13 protein-coding genes are annotated in these 15,832 nt (G+C 44.1%); 12 read left to right on the forward strand and 1 reads right to left on the reverse strand.

Features of this window, described 5'->3' with window-relative positions; genetic code table 11:
* The first annotated feature begins 46 nt into the window (after window positions 1-46).
* From C8N29_RS13720 to cheB, 6 genes are read left to right on the forward strand one after another with little or no spacing between them, the layout of a single operon-like run.
* On the forward strand, window positions 47-1,666 hold the full coding sequence (locus tag C8N29_RS13720) for a methyl-accepting chemotaxis protein (RefSeq protein WP_107866641.1): 1,620 nt from the start codon (window positions 47-49) through the stop codon (window positions 1,664-1,666).
* Window positions 1,641-2,156, forward strand: coding sequence for a chemotaxis protein CheW (locus C8N29_RS13725; RefSeq protein WP_107866642.1), 516 nt, complete (start codon window positions 1,641-1,643; stop codon window positions 2,154-2,156). The genes C8N29_RS13720 and C8N29_RS13725 overlap by 26 nt, the downstream gene beginning before the upstream one ends.
* A complete protein-coding gene (locus C8N29_RS13730) occupies window positions 2,153-3,406 on the forward strand; it encodes a CheR family methyltransferase (RefSeq protein ID WP_107866643.1) in 1,254 nt (417 codons plus the stop codon). The genes C8N29_RS13725 and C8N29_RS13730 overlap by 4 nt, the downstream gene beginning before the upstream one ends.
* Window positions 3,399-4,064, forward strand: coding sequence for a chemotaxis protein CheW (locus C8N29_RS13735; RefSeq protein WP_107866644.1), 666 nt, complete (start codon window positions 3,399-3,401; stop codon window positions 4,062-4,064). The genes C8N29_RS13730 and C8N29_RS13735 overlap by 8 nt, the downstream gene beginning before the upstream one ends.
* Window positions 4,061-6,328, forward strand: a complete 2,268-nt coding sequence (locus tag C8N29_RS13740; RefSeq protein ID WP_107866645.1) for a hybrid sensor histidine kinase/response regulator — start codon at window positions 4,061-4,063, stop codon at window positions 6,326-6,328. Before C8N29_RS13735 ends, C8N29_RS13740 begins: the two co-directional genes overlap by 4 nt.
* On the forward strand, window positions 6,325-7,329 hold the full coding sequence (gene cheB, locus C8N29_RS13745; RefSeq protein ID WP_107866646.1) for a chemotaxis response regulator protein-glutamate methylesterase: 1,005 nt from the start codon (window positions 6,325-6,327) through the stop codon (window positions 7,327-7,329). The genes C8N29_RS13740 and cheB overlap by 4 nt, the downstream gene beginning before the upstream one ends.
* A gap of 174 nt (window positions 7,330-7,503) precedes the next feature.
* On the opposite strand, the gene C8N29_RS13750 is transcribed toward cheB, so the two are convergent.
* Window positions 7,504-8,376 carry an ATP-binding protein gene (locus C8N29_RS13750; protein WP_107866647.1) on the reverse strand — a complete coding sequence of 291 codons (873 nt, stop codon included), beginning with the start codon at window positions 8,374-8,376 and terminating at the stop codon, window positions 7,504-7,506.
* A 68-nt stretch (window positions 8,377-8,444) separates the two neighbouring features.
* Between C8N29_RS13750 and C8N29_RS13755 the strand changes: the two genes are divergently transcribed.
* The 6 genes from C8N29_RS13755 to ntrB all read left to right on the forward strand — a co-directional run bounded on the left by C8N29_RS13755 (window position 8,445) and on the right by ntrB (window position 15,732).
* Complete coding sequence (locus C8N29_RS13755; RefSeq protein ID WP_107866648.1) at window positions 8,445-9,122, forward strand: tetratricopeptide repeat protein; 678 nt, start codon at window positions 8,445-8,447, stop codon at window positions 9,120-9,122.
* Window positions 9,123-9,456: 334 nt separating this feature from the next.
* Window positions 9,457-10,986: a DUF3336 domain-containing protein gene (locus C8N29_RS13760; RefSeq protein ID WP_107866649.1), complete on the forward strand. Its 1,530-nt coding sequence runs from the start codon at window positions 9,457-9,459 to the stop codon at window positions 10,984-10,986.
* Between the two features lie 30 nt (window positions 10,987-11,016).
* Window positions 11,017-12,333 carry a serine/threonine protein kinase gene (locus C8N29_RS13765; protein WP_107866650.1) on the forward strand — a complete coding sequence of 439 codons (1,317 nt, stop codon included), beginning with the start codon at window positions 11,017-11,019 and terminating at the stop codon, window positions 12,331-12,333.
* A gap of 153 nt (window positions 12,334-12,486) precedes the next feature.
* Window positions 12,487-13,062 (forward strand): ANTAR domain-containing response regulator, encoded by a 576-nt coding sequence (locus C8N29_RS13770; RefSeq protein WP_107866651.1) that lies wholly within the window; start codon window positions 12,487-12,489, stop codon window positions 13,060-13,062.
* A gap of 505 nt (window positions 13,063-13,567) precedes the next feature.
* Window positions 13,568-14,866, forward strand: coding sequence for a CmpA/NrtA family ABC transporter substrate-binding protein (locus C8N29_RS13775; protein ID WP_107866652.1), 1,299 nt, complete (start codon window positions 13,568-13,570; stop codon window positions 14,864-14,866).
* Window positions 14,867-14,877: 11 nt separating this feature from the next.
* Entirely contained in the window at window positions 14,878-15,732 is an 855-nt protein-coding gene (gene ntrB / locus C8N29_RS13780; RefSeq protein ID WP_107866653.1) for a nitrate ABC transporter permease, read from the forward strand.
* Window positions 15,733-15,832: the final 100 nt, after the last annotated feature.

Raw genomic sequence — 15,832 nt, forward strand, 5'->3', positions numbered from 1 at the left:
ATCAGATGGCCATAATAGCTAACACTTTTCAATATGGGATGATGTTGTGAAAAAATTTAATTTACGCCAGCGCATTATGGCAAGTTTTGGGTTGGTGATAGCCGTCTTGACCATCACGGTCATATTTGCATTTATACGCTTGGAAGGTGTCGAACAAGATTCTAGTCGGGTAAATACCGATGCCTTACCGGGTTTACAGCTCAGCGTACTGATGCGTCAGCATTTAGTCGATAGTTTTGTATTTACCCAAAATATGATTATTGCGGTTGATAACAATGAAGTCCCCATTGACTACCATCAAAAGGTATATGAAAGTCTGAAATTGTTAAATGACAATACCCGTTTGTACGAAGCACAGATTGCTCGTATGAAAGACAAAGAGCAGTTTGCAGACTACAAGCAATCTTTTGATATCTATAAACAAAGCCTTCATGCCTTATTGGATGCAGCACAGCATAAACAATACGTTGAAGCACGACAAATGCTGCCACAAGTGTATGAAACATGGGACCGTAGTCGAGCAAATTTATTGCAGCTCGTCGAAAATAACCGTGTTGAGGCAGAGCATGCAACGTCGTCTATTACCTCCGCAGTACGACACGCAAAAATTGGTTTAGTGAGTGCCGTGGTGGTTGCGATTGTTTTAGCGATGGTTATGGGAACGTTGTTGTTAAAAGCGATTATGTTACCCGTCAATAAAATTGTGACGGCCTTGCGTATTCTTAAAGAAGGGGATTTGACAACCCGATTGGTATTTACCAACCAAGATGAGTTCCGTTTAATTGCCGAAGGCTTTAACAGTACCAGTGCCGCACTGACGGATTTGGTAGCACAAGCGCAACGCTCAGCCGTACAAGTCACGACGTCGGTCACTGAAATTGCAGCAACAGCGCAAGAACAACAAACAACCGCCACCGAAACAGCCGCGACGACCTCAGAAATTGGTGCTACCTCACGTGAAATTGCAGCGACTTCACGCGATTTAGTCCGTACGATGGGAGAAGTCTCTGATGCCGCAGAACAGGCAGCGACCTTGGCAGGTGCAGGCCAGCTCGGTTTAACTCGTATGGAAGATACGATGGAGCATGTGATTCGGGCGGCTGAAGTAGTTAATACGAAACTCGCTGTACTCAATGAAAAAGCCAGTAATATTAATCAAGTCGTGATTACTATCGTTAAAGTCGCTGACCAAACCAATTTATTATCCTTAAATGCTGCCATAGAAGCAGAAAAAGCAGGCGAATATGGCCGTGGTTTTGCCGTAGTGGCAACCGAAGTCAGACGTTTAGCTGACCAAACAGCGATTGCGACTTACGATATTGAACAAATGGTACGCGAAATTCAATCCGCTGTATCCGCAGGTGTGATGGGAATGGATAAGTTCTCTGAGGATGTGCGCAGTGGTATTGCAGAGGTTCAACAAATTAGCGAGCAGTTGAGTCAAATTATTCAGCAGGTACAAGCCCTTGCACCACGGGTGCAAATGGTGAATGAAGGCATGCATGCACAGGCTACAGGCGCAGAGCAAATCAATTTAGCCTTAAGTCAGTTAAGCGAGGCCAGTGCGCAAACCGTGGATTCATTAAGACAAACCAGCTTATCTATAGAAGAATTAAACCATATTGCTAATGGGCTGCGTAATGGCGTTACTCGATTCACGATCTAAACCCGAACAAAAAACACAGCTGTACTTATTGTTCAACATAGGGACAGACCGTTACGCCTTGAGTGCCAATGAAATTGTTGAAGTCACACATCTGAGACCACTCAAACAATTATTGGCTGTCCCCGAATGGATAGCGGGTTTGCTCAACTATAGACAACAAATGGTGCCTGTGTTGGATTTGGCAGCGCGCACAGGCTTACCCAGCGCACGTGATAAAACCAGTACGCGGATTGTCATTGTGCAATATCAAGCGACAGAAGATATTTTTGCGCCAGTTTATTTACTGGGTCTCATCTTGGAGCAGGCGACAGATACCTTACGTTGTTTAGCGCAAGATTTTCATGACTATGGTGTCCATCATCCCGAGTCTGCCTATTTAGGCCCTGTCTTGGCACATACGCAGGGCTTGATTCAACGTATTACCATTCCACATTTACTGCCAGAAGAAGTTCATGCCCGTCTGTTTTTACAAACTGGAGAGCAGGCATGACGGTTCTTCAACAAGTCAGTCTATTTTTGAAACAACGTATGGGCTTAGATGCCAGTTCTATTGGCGACTCCGCCATAGAGCGTGTGCTTCGTCAACGCTTACAGGCCAACAGCCTGAATCAAGAACATGACTATTGGCTACTCCTGCAACAGTCTTCGGTAGAACAACAAGCCTTGATTGAAGCGGTCGTTGTGCCCGAAACCTCCTTTTTTCGTTACCCAGAATCGTTTAGCGCCATGGCAGACTTGGCATTAAAGCGCTATAACATGACACACCAGCCCTTACGTTTTTTGAGTGCCCCATGTGCAACAGGTGAAGAGCCTTATTCGATTGCCATGGCTTTATTTGATGTGGGGATGACAGCAGAGCAATTTCATATTGATGCCATTGATATTAGTGCACCGTTATTAACGAAAGCAGAAACCGCTATTTATGGCAAAAATTCCTTTCGGGCTGCCAGTGCCATTCAGCGTCAACGCTATTTTACCGAGCTGAAAGATAGCTACCAGTTGAATATTAATGTCAAGCAGCAAGTCAAATTTCGTCTGGTCAACTTATTAAATCCCCAGATTTTACTGCTTGAACCTGCCTATGACTTTGTATTTTGTCGTAATGTACTTATCTATTTTGATGTGCCCACCCAAGAAATGGTATTGACGAATCTGATACGGTTATTGCACAAAGAGGGCTATTTATTTGTAGGGCCTGCCGAAGCCAACTTGGTCAGTCGTCAAGGCCTACAGGCTTTAGGTATTCCTTTATCATTTGCTTTTCAACAAGCCGTTACGTCTAAAAAAACGCTAGTAGAGCCTAAACGCGCCGCAGTAGCAAAACCACGAATGGTACAACCCCCCATGCGCGCATCGGTTAAATCTGAACCTAGCCTTGTACCTAAGAAGCCGACTCAAACGACTGTGCCCTTATCTGCACCCATGAGTACACAACAAGTGCTAGATAATATTGGTCATTTAGCAAATGCAGGTCGCCTCGTAGAGGCTATCCAACTGTGTCAACAACAGCTTAAACAACAGAGTCCCTCCGCCGATATTTTTTATTGGTTAGGCTTATTACACGATACGCAAGGTTTACAAACGCAAGCTATCGATTTTTATCGTAAAGCCTTGTATTTAGAGCCACAACATACCGAAACACTTGCCCATTTATCCATGCTATTGGCTGCACGGGGTGATGTTGCGGGGGCGCAACGTCTGCAACAGCGTATGACCAAAGGAGTGACTAAGCATGGCTAACAGCATTCCTTTGGTTGCCGATATGGATTATCAATTAGACGATTGTTGGAATCGTATTGGCATTCGAGGCGACCGTAGCTGTGCACAACTCGCACACCATGTACATTGCCATCATTGTCAAATTTATGCAGATGCTGCCAAACGTATTTTGGATTTTTATCCGCTACAATGGGATGACAATCAACAGGATGTGAGCGTCACCAGTCTTTCGCAAACGTACAGTACAGAGTCTGTTTTATTTTTTAGATTAGGCGAACAATGGCTAGGTTTAACATTGCCTTTACTGATAGAGGTTGCGCCAGTACAAATTATCCACTCCTTACCACATCGGCGTTCTGACTTAATTCTGGGCGTGAGTAATGTCCGAGGTGCATTGGTTGCCTGTTTGTCCCTGCATCGTGTATTAGGTGTTCCAGAGGCTCATGTTTCTGCCACGGCCAATAGTACGCCGAGAATGCTAATTTTAGGCGAGAGTGCAGACAAGAAGGTCATTTTTCCTGTTGACGAAATCAAAGGCATTCAGACGGTTCCTCGACATCTATTACACTCACAAACGCAGCACAGTTTTAGTAAAGTCGTCTTGCAATGGCAAGGGCAAAGTATTAGCGTGATAGATAATGTCTGGTTGGTGAATGCCATTAAACGGAGTCTCTCATGAGCGATATAATGCGAGACGACATGATGATGGACTTGTTCCGTCAAGAAGCCGAAGCACAAACAGCCGTCTTAAATAAAGATTTATTGATACTAGAGCGTCAACCAACCTCTGCGGCTGAGTTGGAAGCCTGTATGCGTGCTGCCCATTCCTTAAAAGGTGCAGCGCGCATTATTGGTTTAGACGAAGGCGTCAAAATTGCCCATGTGATGGAAGATTGTTTAGTCGCCGCGCAAGAAGGCAAATTATTACTCACAGCCGAACATATAGATGCTCTATTGGCTGGTTCTGATATCTTGCTCCATATTACAGACCCTCAGGTATGGAGCAAAATCGACCCCCTTATTTTGCGTTTAGAACAACTCTTACAAACACCTGCAGAGACACCACGCTTAGAACCCGCATTAGTAGAAACGAATATTGATGACATAGCGAGTAGCCTACTACTTGAAGCAACAACCCCTCTATTAGCGCCAGAACCCATAATCAACATATCCGAGAATCGTAGCGCCGATATGGGCGAACGTGTGCTACGGGTAACGGCAGAACACTTAAATCAGCTATTAGATTTATCGAGTAAATCCTTAGTTGAATTAAAACGCGTGAAGCCCGTTGTTGACGCATTTGAGCGTTTACGTCGACAACAACGTCAAACGACAAAAAAACTTGTCAGTGCGTTGGAAGTGCTTAAAGAGCAAGCACAAACGATGGACGTTGAACGTCAGTTAGAACAAATCTTAGAACAGTTTAATGAGTATCAAACACAACTACAAAAGCACATGCAAAGTCTGGATGATTTTAACTGGCAAGCAACGCGACGCGCACAACAACTCTACGATACAGCCTTAATGTGTAGAATGCGGCCGTTTGCTGACGTGATGTTAGGTCAGTCACGCATGGTCAGAGATTTAGGACGCAGCTTAGGTAAACAAGTCCGTTTAGAAGTAGAGGGCGACACAACACAAGTTGACCGAGATGTCTTAAAGCGCTTAGAAGCGCCATTAATACATTTACTGAGAAATGCGGTTGACCACGGTTTAGAGACGCCAGAGGAGCGTATGCTTGCTGCTAAACCCATAGAAGGGCGAATTACTGTACGGGCTTATCATCATGCCGACAAGTTAAGAGTCGATGTCGAGGATGATGGACGAGGCATAGATTTAGCCAACTTGCGAGAGCTGATTGTTAAACGGCAATTAACCAATCAGCAAACGGCACACCAATTGACCGAGCCAGAGCTGCTATCTTTTTTATTTTTACCCAGTTTTAGTATGCGCCAGACTGTCACTGAAGTATCGGGGCGTGGCGTAGGTTTAGATGCCGTACATCATGAAATGCATGAGTTGCGAGGCTCGGTATCACTCACGCAGCAATCAGGTTTAGGCACACGTTTTACCTTAGAAATGCCCTTAACACTGTCTATTATTCGCAGTTTACTGGTAGAAATCAGTGGTGAGGTCTACGCTTTCCCACTCGGTCATATTGAACGTATGCTCAGTGTCCCTTGTCAGGAGATTGTACAGCTTAATGGTCGTCAGCATATTTGGTATCAGTCGCTGGCGGTAAGTTTAATCTCGGCGAGTCAGCTGTTACAGCGTTCAGATACGGCAAATGAGCGCGATGATTTGTCAATCGTCTTACTCCGTCAGCAAGAGACATTATACGGTATAACGGTAGATAAGTTATTAGGCGAACAAACGCTGGTCGTACTCCCGCTCGATACCCGTTTAGGTAAAATTCAAGATGTATTAGCGGGTGCTGTCTTAGAGAATGGGACACCCGTACTTATTTTAGATGTTGAAGACATGTTACGTAGCACAGAAAAACTTATCCAAAGTGGAAGTTTACAACGTGTTGATAGAGGTATTCAGCAGCAACAAACCTTATTGCGAAAACGGGTATTAGTGGTTGACGACTCTTTGACTGTGCGCGAATTAGAGAAAAAATTATTGTTGAGTCGTGGTTATGACGTCAGTGTTGCGGTTGATGGCATGGAAGGTTGGAACATGTTACGTGCAGAGAATTTTGATTTAGTCGTCACCGACATTGATATGCCGCGTATGAATGGGATAGAGCTAGTCACATTGATTAGACGTGATAGCCGCTTACAACAATTACCCGTGATGGTCGTGTCATATAAAGACCGAGAAGAAGACCGTATGCGTGGCCTTGATGCGGGTGCGGATTACTATTTAGCCAAAGCCAGTTTCCATGACGAAGCCTTGTTGGATGCCGTTGTTGACCTGATTGGAGAGGCAAGAACGTGAAAGTAGCCATCGTCAATGACCAAACATTGGCCGTTGAAGCCTTACGACGAGCTTTGGCCTTAGACAGTCTGTATGAAGTGATTTGGGTTGCTAATAACGGCATACAGGCCATCGAAATGGCCATCAAACACCGTCCAGATATCATTCTGATGGATTTATTGATGCCTGTCATGGATGGTGTAGAAGCAACCAAACGTATCATGCAGCAAGCACCCTGCGCCATTATTATTGTCACCAGTGATAAAGATAAACACCTTAGCCGTGTGTTTGAAGCAATGGGCTATGGCGCTTTAGATGCCGTAAACACCCCCAGTTTTAGCCAAAACCGAGCAGATTTTGAGCCACTATTTCGTAAAATTTATAACGTCGGTTTATTGGTTGGCGCCGTAGAAAAAAGGCCACAAACGGGGATACCAGCCGTAACTAGCGCAAATACCAGTAAAAAGTTGATTGCGATTGGCGCTTCTGCAGGTGGGCCTGCGGCGCTTGCAACTATCCTCAAAGCATTACCACGCTCTTTTAATGCGGCAATTGTACTGATTCAGCACGTTGATGAGGTATTTGCGGGCAGTATGGCCACATGGTTAGCCACACAATGTCAACTTCCTATTCGCTTAGCCAAAGATAACGAAGAGCCTATTATTGGCACCGTCTTATTGGCAGGGACTAATCATCATGCACAGTTATTGTCGACAGGACGGATAGTCTACACCCAAGAGCCGAGTCATTTAGTTTATCGTCCTTCGGTAGATGTTTTTTTTGAGAGTGTTGCCCAAACATGGAAAGGTCAAGCCGTCGGCGTGTTATTGACAGGAATGGGGCGGGATGGCGCAAAAGGCTTAAAAACGATGAAAGACAAAGGCTTTTTGACCATTGCTCAAGATGAGCAAAGCAGTGCTGTTTATGGTATGCCTAAGGCTGCCGCCGCTATTGGCGCAGCCCATGAGATATTAGCTTTAGACAAAATTGCAGCACGTTTAATCAAGGCAGTGGGGGGATAATGAGTACTGTACTTTTCGAAAAGTCTTATAACAGTACTCAGCTCTAGGGATGTTTGGTGTGCGAGCTACTTTGCTGACAAAAGTTGACTTAGATAAGACATAATATCAGGTTGAGTGATATGTCTACTTATCTCAATCCATGGTCGCTCTGTCTTAAAATAGTTTAATACGTCTTTATGAGCCTTGACGATAACAATGAGCCCCCGCCCAATCTTTCGCAAATTGTGCCGCACTACGTCCCGAACGGCTACCTCGGCCTAATGCCCATTGTAGAGCAGCGGTGCGCGTATCCTCAGTAAATGGGATGTTGTAAGTGCTCAACCAATGACGAGCGATATCTAAATAGATATCTTGGCTCATGGCATAAAAAGACAACCACAAGCCAAAACGGTCTGAAAGCGAGATTTTATCTTCAACTGCCTCACTTGGATGCAATTCGCCATGCTCATCTACCGAAGTTTGTAAATTTTCCTTCATGAATTCAGGCAATAAATGACGGCGATTACTGGTTGCATAAATCAAAACATTGTCGCTGCCTGCATGTAAGCTGCCATCTAAAATAGTTTTGAGTGCGCGATAGCTGGCATCGTCGGCGGTAAACGATAAATCGTCACAATAAATAATAAAACGCTCGGCACGGTTTGCAATGATATTGACGATATCTGGTAAATCGACCAATAAGTCTTTATCTACCTCAATCACACGTAAACCGTCATCAGCAAACTCATTTAATAAGGCTTTAATTAAGGATGATTTGCCTGTCCCGCGCGCACCTGTTAATAGGACATTATTTGCTGCAAAGCCGTTCACAAATTGTGCCGTATTGCGTGTGATTTCTTGTTTTTGTCGGTCTATGCCTTGGAGGTCAGCTAATTTGACCGAACTTAAATCGCGTACTGTTTCTAAATAGCGTTGTTGCCCCGCAGTACGCCAACGAAATGCCCGTCCTTCTTGCCAGTCGGGTGCAGGTGGACAGGTCGGTAAGAGTTGCTGAACTTGTTGAGCTAAACGTTGTAATTGTTCGATGAAATCTACAGGTAAAGACATAAGTGGTGCATCCAAGACAAAGCATTTTCAGTATAATACCTAAATCTTAGCTTCTTGCTCTTATCTTTATGAACATTCTCTCCTCCGTGGTGCGTTTTTCGTCAGCAGTTCTCATCGGTAGTTGGCTCACAGTGTCTCATGCAGCAAATTATGATGATGCAGTGTTAGCCTTTGAAAATCGAGATTATGCCTCGGCATTAGCCTTAGTGCTCCCTTTGGCAGAGCAACAGGATATTGACGCGATGACCTTATTGGGGCGTGTCTATGATGAAGGCTTCAATAAACCTAATGAGGCTTTTCCGTGGTTCAAAAAAGCCGCTGAGCAAGGCAATGCGCAAGCGCAATTAGAGCTGGCGGAATTGTATGATGCAGGTGAAGGAGTGGCACAAAACACCGAGCAGGCCATTGAGTGGTACGAAAAAGCCGCGGCACAAGGTCATGACGAGGCACAATTAGCGTTAGCCATCCACCACCAAGAAGATTTAGATGACAATAAAACGGCGCTGACGTTATATCTAAAAGCCGCTCAGCAGGGAAATGCTACAGCTCAGTATCGTTTAGGTTTACTTTATTTGGGTGATACAGGTATTAGTACAGACAAATTAAAAGCATGGCTGTATTTTTCGTTGGCAGCCCATAAAGTACCCGAAGCCGCACAAGCTAAAGATGTACTAGAGCTAGAAATGTCGAATGCTCAGTTATTACAAGCACAAATGGTACTCAAACAATGGCAATCTAGCCGTTAATGGAGTTTAGCCGTATCTTAGTGACTCACGCTGAGAAGTACTAAAAATTGTTAGACAGCATGGCTGTATTGTCTGTTTTTTTATGTTATAGAGTGTGACTTGTTGTATGTTTGTATTGTATTAGTGGGATAAACGCAAAAATAAAGAGTGTAAAACTTCATAAAGTGCTTGCGTATATCCCAAATCTAACAGCATGGTGGGGCAATAAGAGTGAATCGCTCTTACAGGGGACAATCTAAAAACACTACATCATACGTTTTATCTCATAACGTACTAGTGTAATGCTTAATCACAGGATGACACTCATCATGCTTACTGCACTTGGAGTAAGCTCATGTTATTAACCAATAAAGTTTCGTTGTTGCGTCAGGCTTTAGATGAAGCAAATAGCTATGCCGAATGGAAAGAAATAGCCTTAGAACTAGATGCGGTTAGCGGTTTAGATTTGTGGAAGCTAGATAATGCCTCAGAGCACTATAATCATGAGCTCATTCGTGACCGTCTGATGCAATTGCGTCAACTGATTCGTCAAAAAGATAATCGCCAATTGATGCGCGCCCTACGTGAGGGCTTGTACCACGACATCGGTAATATTGGTAATCCTTTACTCTATACCTATGCTCATGTTGGGACGAAACGACTGATTGAAGATTATATTGAACAGGTCTGTGTCGCACTCAATTATCTCTGTGATACCGAGTTAGAGTTCTTGTCTTTAGAACAAAAACACCGTTTTTTTGAAGATACCTTCCATAGTTATGGTCAACCTGCATTAATGTTATCGGGTGGGGCAACCTTAGGGTTGTTTCATGTCGGTGTATGTAAGGCACTACATGAACAAAATTTACTGCCTAAAGTCATTTCTGGGTCAAGCGCAGGTTCTTTAGTGACAGGTATGCTCGGCACACATACCGACGAAGAGTTGGTAAAAATGTATGATGGTGATGGTTTTTATCATCATGCATGGACATGGAAGCGTTTACGTGATGGCATATTAGGCCAAGGTTTTGCCGACCAACGTCAACTCGAGTCTTTTGTGCGCAACAACATTGGTGAGTATACCTTTGAAGAGGCGTTTGCCAAAACAGGTCGTCATATCAATGTGACCGTTTCGCCGTTACAAGCACATAAAGCACGGTTGATGAATGAGCTAACGTCTCCTTATTTATTGGTCTGGAGTGCCGCTTTGGCCTCGTGTGCAGTCCCTGTTTTATTTCCAGCAGTGACGTTAACCACTAAAAATCATCACGGTGAATATCATCCTTATATGCCAAGCGAGCGTTGGGTAGATGGCTCTGTACGTAGTGACTTGCCACGTCAGCGTTTAGCCCGTTTATTTAACGTCAACTATTTTATTGCGAGTCAAGTTAATCCGCATATCGTGCCCTTTATGCAATCGGACAAAGAACGTTTACAAAAAGGTAAACTGAGTTCATGGCCAAAACGCATTGTCCGCTCACAGTTACAAATGGTGGGTATGGGGGTGTTTGATTTTATGCGTGAGCGCACCAGTATTGAGACTCTACGTCAACTGATGGACCATGGGTATGGCATCATTGGCCAACGCTATTATGGTGATGTGACAATTGTTGCAAAATATACTTGGCGGCATTACGCATGTATGCTACAAAACCCAACAGACGAAATGTTAATGTGGTTTAGAATCCAAGGTGAACGCATTACATGGCCAAAAATTGCGATGATTCAAACACATGCGCGTATTGGTCAAACCCTAGATCAATGTTTGCACCGACTCAATCAGCAGCGCCAGCAATTAGACGAACAACGACGTGCAAACGTCATTCATTTACAAACGCGTAAACGCCATACAGCGCAAATTGGCCAAATTGCCAATTTAGACTGAGCGTTTTAATAAGGTTATTTTTTTGACATTATGAGTATTCAGATTCCCGGCTACACAATTATCAGAGAGTTAGGTCGTGGTGGTATGGCGACCGTCTACCTAGCCATTCAAGAGTCTTTTGGTCGACAAGTGGCTCTTAAAGTCATGGCGCCGCACTTAGCTGCTGAATCTGGATTCCCTGAGCGTTTTGATAGTGAGGCCAAAATGGTGGCCTCACTATCACATCCTCATATTGTCACTGTTTATGACGTTGGTTCGTTTAATAATTATCACTACTTGGCCATGGAGTACCATACAGGCGGAGATTTGAGTGAGCGTATTGACCGTCAAGATATTACCCCCAACAATGCACTACGCATTACGAAACAATTAGCTGATGCCTTAGGTTTGGCACACTCTAAAGGGGTGGTGCACCGAGACATTAAACCTGACAACGTGCTATTTAGAGCGCATAACGACGATGCTATTTTAACGGACTTTGGTATTGCCCGAAATATGCAAGCGGAGAGTCATTTAACGCAAGTCGGCTCTACGGTGGGTACACCGAAATACATGAGTCCCGAACAAGCACGAGGCATGAAAGTAGATGGTCGTGCTGACTTATATAGTTTAGGTGTGATGCTTTATGAAATGCTGGTCGGTAAACCACCATTTAGTGCAACGGATACCATTGCACTCGCGATTAAACACTGCCAAGAGCCTGTCCCGCGTTTACCAGACCACTTGCATCGTTATCAACAATTATTAGACCGTTTACTGGCTAAAGAAGTCAAAAATCGCTTTCAAAATGGCGTTGAAGTCATGGTGGCGATAGATAATTTCTTAAAAGCACCAGCACAGCAAGCAGTTGTTGTTCCGTCGAGTTCTGCAGATACACCCGTACCAGCGACTCAAGAGCCGCATATTCCTTCTGTATCGGCTTATGGTCGTCCAAGTCCTGGTTTTTCTTTAGATACCCATACCAAAAAAAGTACGTATGAGCCTTTTTTTAAGGCCAGCGAAACCATAGGTGGAAATTTTTTATTTAAGAAGTATGGCTATAAAATTGACTTCTCTTGTGATGACTATGAAGAGTTCAAGGAAAAACGTGAGCAAATGCATGAGTTGCTGCAAGATTGGTTAGATAAACGCGGTAAAAAAGCAACAGACTTAGATATTTCTATTCAGGCACATCCGTGGATTCATGGCCGTATCTGGGAAGCCCTAAGCGATGACCAACCTTATGACAGTCCTTTCGGTTTATTGTTAGAGCAAGCAACGGTCAATCTACATGTTTATGACGAAGTAGAACCAGAAGGCAAACGCTTAATGTTGCGAGACAAAGGAAAAAAAGTCCCGAAGTCCTAATGTGAGCATCTGGCATGAACCCTGTTAAAACCCTTTTTGTAAAGGGTTTTTTTTCGCCAATTTCCTGCCATAGTGCCGACTGATGACTAAATTGATAGTGATGGCATAGAAATTGCCTGTAGCCTGACATTATTGAGCGGGAGTAGGGCTACTATGTTAAGAGTCCTGTTAGTAAATGATACCAATAAACAGGTTGGCCGATTGCGGGCAGCATTGATGCAAGCAGGATGTGATGTCGTTGAAGAGGTTACGTCAGCTTTGATGATTCCTAAAAAAGTAGCCGACCTCAAGGCAGATGTCGTGATTATTGATACCGACTCACCAAGCCGAGATGTGTTGGAGCAAATTTGTGTGGTCAGTCAAGATGCGCCTAAACCGATAGTGATGGTCAGTGAAGACACTCAACCGGCGGCGATTAAAGCGGCGATTAAAGCAGGCGTTTCTGCTTATGTGGTTGAAGATATTGACCCACAGCGTTTAAGTGCAGTATTGGATATTGCTCAAGCACGTTTTGAGCAAGACCAAGCCTTGATGCAACAAATTAGACAAGCCGAATCGAAATTAAATGAACGTAAAGTCGTAGAACGTGCAAAGGGCTTATTGATGCAATTACGCAATATGACCGAAGCAGAGGCTTATCATGCGATGCGTAAAATGGCGATGGACCGTAATATCCGCATTATTGATGTTGCGCAAAAGTTACTATCTATGAATGATTTATTGACCTAAGCCTATCAGTCAACAACATAGATAAACCGCCTACAAGGCGGTTTTTTTATGGCGCTATTTGCGGTAGCAACCACGATGGAGGCTACTCAAAAAGCTATCTGCCTCATTTTGGACAACATAAATTATGCACCAATAGCTGTCAGCCCCATAAAAATATGCACCATTCACGATATTGGTGCAAAACATGCACTTAAATGGTGAAAAATACTTTTTTGAGATGTTTTGTGAAGTTGGCACAAGGGTTGCAATATATTTAGCGAGAGCGCTCCTTTGGCCAATGTTGGCTTATACGCTTTCCGATACTTAATAACCCGCTCCTTATTAGGTATCCGAAACTTGGTTGGGACAATGGCGTCCAGATGCTTAATTGCTGAAGGACGCCTTTTTTTTGCCTTTTTTTTACCAAAATTGAACTTATTCGGTTTTTTGTCGCTTGTTGGCACTGTGTTTGTATAGTGTAGACAGGGAAAAATCCTGAGTAAGTTCACCGAGATTGAGGTTCATCATGGTGCATTTACCAAACGAAGAAACAAACTTAATTTTAACGAATGATACTGTCCCCCAAGTCCAACAAAGTCGTCGTGATTTTTTGAAACAATCGGCAGTGGCAGCGGGGGCAGGCTTAATGGGAGGCGGAATGATGAGCTTGTCCACCAGTGCATGGGCTGCGGGTAGTGATAAACCAGAAAAAACCGAAGTGAAAGTGGGGTTTATTCCCTTAACGGATTGTGCACCGATTGTGGTGGCCTCCGTATTAGGTTTTGACAAAAAATACGGCATCAAAATTACACCCAGCAAAGAAGCCTCATGGGCAGGCGTACGCGATAAGCTCTTAAATGGCGAGTTAGATGCTGCCCATGTATTGTATGGTTTAATTTATGGCGTACAGTTAGGTATTGGTAGTACAGCGAAAGACATGGCTGTTTTGATGACGCTCAACCAAAATGGTCAAGCCATTACGCTCTCGAATCAATTAAAAGAGCAGGGGGTTGTCGATGGTAAATCACTCAAACGGATGATTGATTCCAATAAACGCGAATACACGTTTGCGCAAACCTTCCCAACAGGCACACATGCGATGTGGTTATATTATTGGCTAGCTGCTTATGGTATTGACCCTATGAACGATGTCAAAACCATCGTGGTGCCACCGCCACAAATGGTCGCCAATATGCGCGTGGGTAATATGGACGGTTATTGCGTGGGTGAACCTTGGGGAGCGCGTGCGATTAGTGATGGTATTGGTTTTACAACGGCAACGACGCAAGAAATTTGGCCAAATCATCCCGAAAAAGTCTTGGGTTGTACCAAAGCCTTTATTACACAATATCCCAATACCGCACGCGCCATGTTAATGGCGGTACTAGAAGCCAGTCGTTATATTGACGACATCAAAAATCGTCCTGCGGTGGCCAAGTTAATTGCAGACAAATCCTATGTGAATGCACCAGAGCAAGTGATTGAACAACGCTTCTTGGGTAATTATGACAACGGTATTGGTCGTAAATGGAAAGATACAAACCCGATGCAGTTTTATCGCAATGGTGAAGTGTCCTTCCCTTACTTATCTGATGGCATGTGGTTCTTAACGCAACATAAGCGTTGGGGTTTGTTAAAGAAAGAGGTGGATTATTTAGCGGTGGCTAAGTCCATCAACCAAATTGATATGTATAAAGAAGCCGCTAGCCAAATTGGTGTACCTGTACCTAGCAGCCCGATGCGTAGCAGTAAACTCATTGATGGCAAAGTATGGGATGGTTCTAATCCTAAAGCTTATGCCGCTAGTTTTGCCATTAAAGTCTAAGGAGTACCATCATGAGTTTAGTGACAACCACTGTGAGTGCGACCACCAGTAGCAAAAAAGCAGAGGCGAAGTTTCAAATGCCTGCCCTCATGGTAAAGCCTGCGGCTGTTGTGCGTTGGGCTTTTCCACCAATGTTAGGGATTGCTTTATTTATCTTTGCATGGGCGATTTTGCATCATTTTCGCCCCGAGTTACCAGGCCCTGTGAGTACATGGGCATCAGCAGTAGCGTTATTTTCTGACCCCTTTTATAACAATGGACCTAACGACCAAGGTATTGGTTGGAACATTCTTAACTCTTTAGGGCGCGTGGGCTTAGGCTTTGGCTTAGCCGCGTTGATTGGGATTCCCTTAGGTTTTATCTTGGGACGTGTGCAATTTATTAACCAAATGTTTGCACCTATCATTTCTTTACTCAGACCTGTGTCGCCATTGGCATGGTTGCCTATTGGTTTGTTAGTATTTAAGTCGGCTGAGCCAGCCTCGATTTGGGTGATTTTTATCTCCAGTATTTGGCCGATTATTTTGAATACAGCGGCTGGCGTGTCACAAGTTCCGCAAGACTATTTGAATGTTGCACGGGTGTTGCGCTTATCCGAATGGAAAGTGTTTACCACTATCTTGTTTCCATCCAGTTTGCCTTATTTATTGACGGGTATCCGCCTCTCGATTGGTGTTGCTTGGTTAGTAATTGTCGCGGCTGAAATGTTAACAGGGGGGGTTGGCTTGGGCTTTTGGGTGTGGGATGAGTGGAACAATCTCAACGTCGAACACATTTTGATTGCAATCTTTGTGGTGGGTATTGTCGGCTTACTGTTAGAGCAAGCCTTACTATTACTCGCCAAACGCTTCTCTTACGACGCTTAATTCACCCACGTTTCAAGTAACTTAATTTGTGCCCATACCTCTGTTTTAGGAGGTATTGGGAGCGGCTTGCCTAAAAAAGCCATACCCACAGCATAGCTCG

This window comes from Agitococcus lubricus (assembly GCF_003051055.1).
In the GTDB taxonomy this organism is placed as follows: domain Bacteria; phylum Pseudomonadota; class Gammaproteobacteria; order Pseudomonadales; family Moraxellaceae; genus Agitococcus; species Agitococcus lubricus.

Bases quoted from the DNA above. Each gene is read 5' to 3' on its own strand.
- C8N29_RS13775 (WP_107866652.1), top strand. From the start codon at position 13,568: ATGGTGCATTTACCAAACGAAGAAACAAACTTAATTTTAACGAATGAT.
- C8N29_RS13765 (WP_107866650.1), top strand. From the start codon at position 11,017: ATGAGTATTCAGATTCCCGGCTACACAATTATCAGAGAGTTAGGTCGT.
- C8N29_RS13755 (WP_107866648.1), top strand. From the start codon at position 8,445: ATGAACATTCTCTCCTCCGTGGTGCGTTTTTCGTCAGCAGTTCTCATC.
- C8N29_RS13725 (WP_107866642.1), top strand. From the start codon at position 1,641: ATGGCGTTACTCGATTCACGATCTAAACCCGAACAAAAAACACAGCTG.
- ntrB (WP_107866653.1), top strand. From the start codon at position 14,878: ATGAGTTTAGTGACAACCACTGTGAGTGCGACCACCAGTAGCAAAAAA.
- C8N29_RS13740 (WP_107866645.1), top strand. From the start codon at position 4,061: ATGAGCGATATAATGCGAGACGACATGATGATGGACTTGTTCCGTCAA.
- C8N29_RS13735 (WP_107866644.1), top strand. From the start codon at position 3,399: ATGGCTAACAGCATTCCTTTGGTTGCCGATATGGATTATCAATTAGAC.
- C8N29_RS13770 (WP_107866651.1), top strand. From the start codon at position 12,487: ATGTTAAGAGTCCTGTTAGTAAATGATACCAATAAACAGGTTGGCCGA.
- C8N29_RS13730 (WP_107866643.1), top strand. From the start codon at position 2,153: ATGACGGTTCTTCAACAAGTCAGTCTATTTTTGAAACAACGTATGGGC.
- C8N29_RS13750 (WP_107866647.1), bottom strand. From the start codon at position 8,376: ATGTCTTTACCTGTAGATTTCATCGAACAATTACAACGTTTAGCTCAA.
- C8N29_RS13760 (WP_107866649.1), top strand. From the start codon at position 9,457: ATGTTATTAACCAATAAAGTTTCGTTGTTGCGTCAGGCTTTAGATGAA.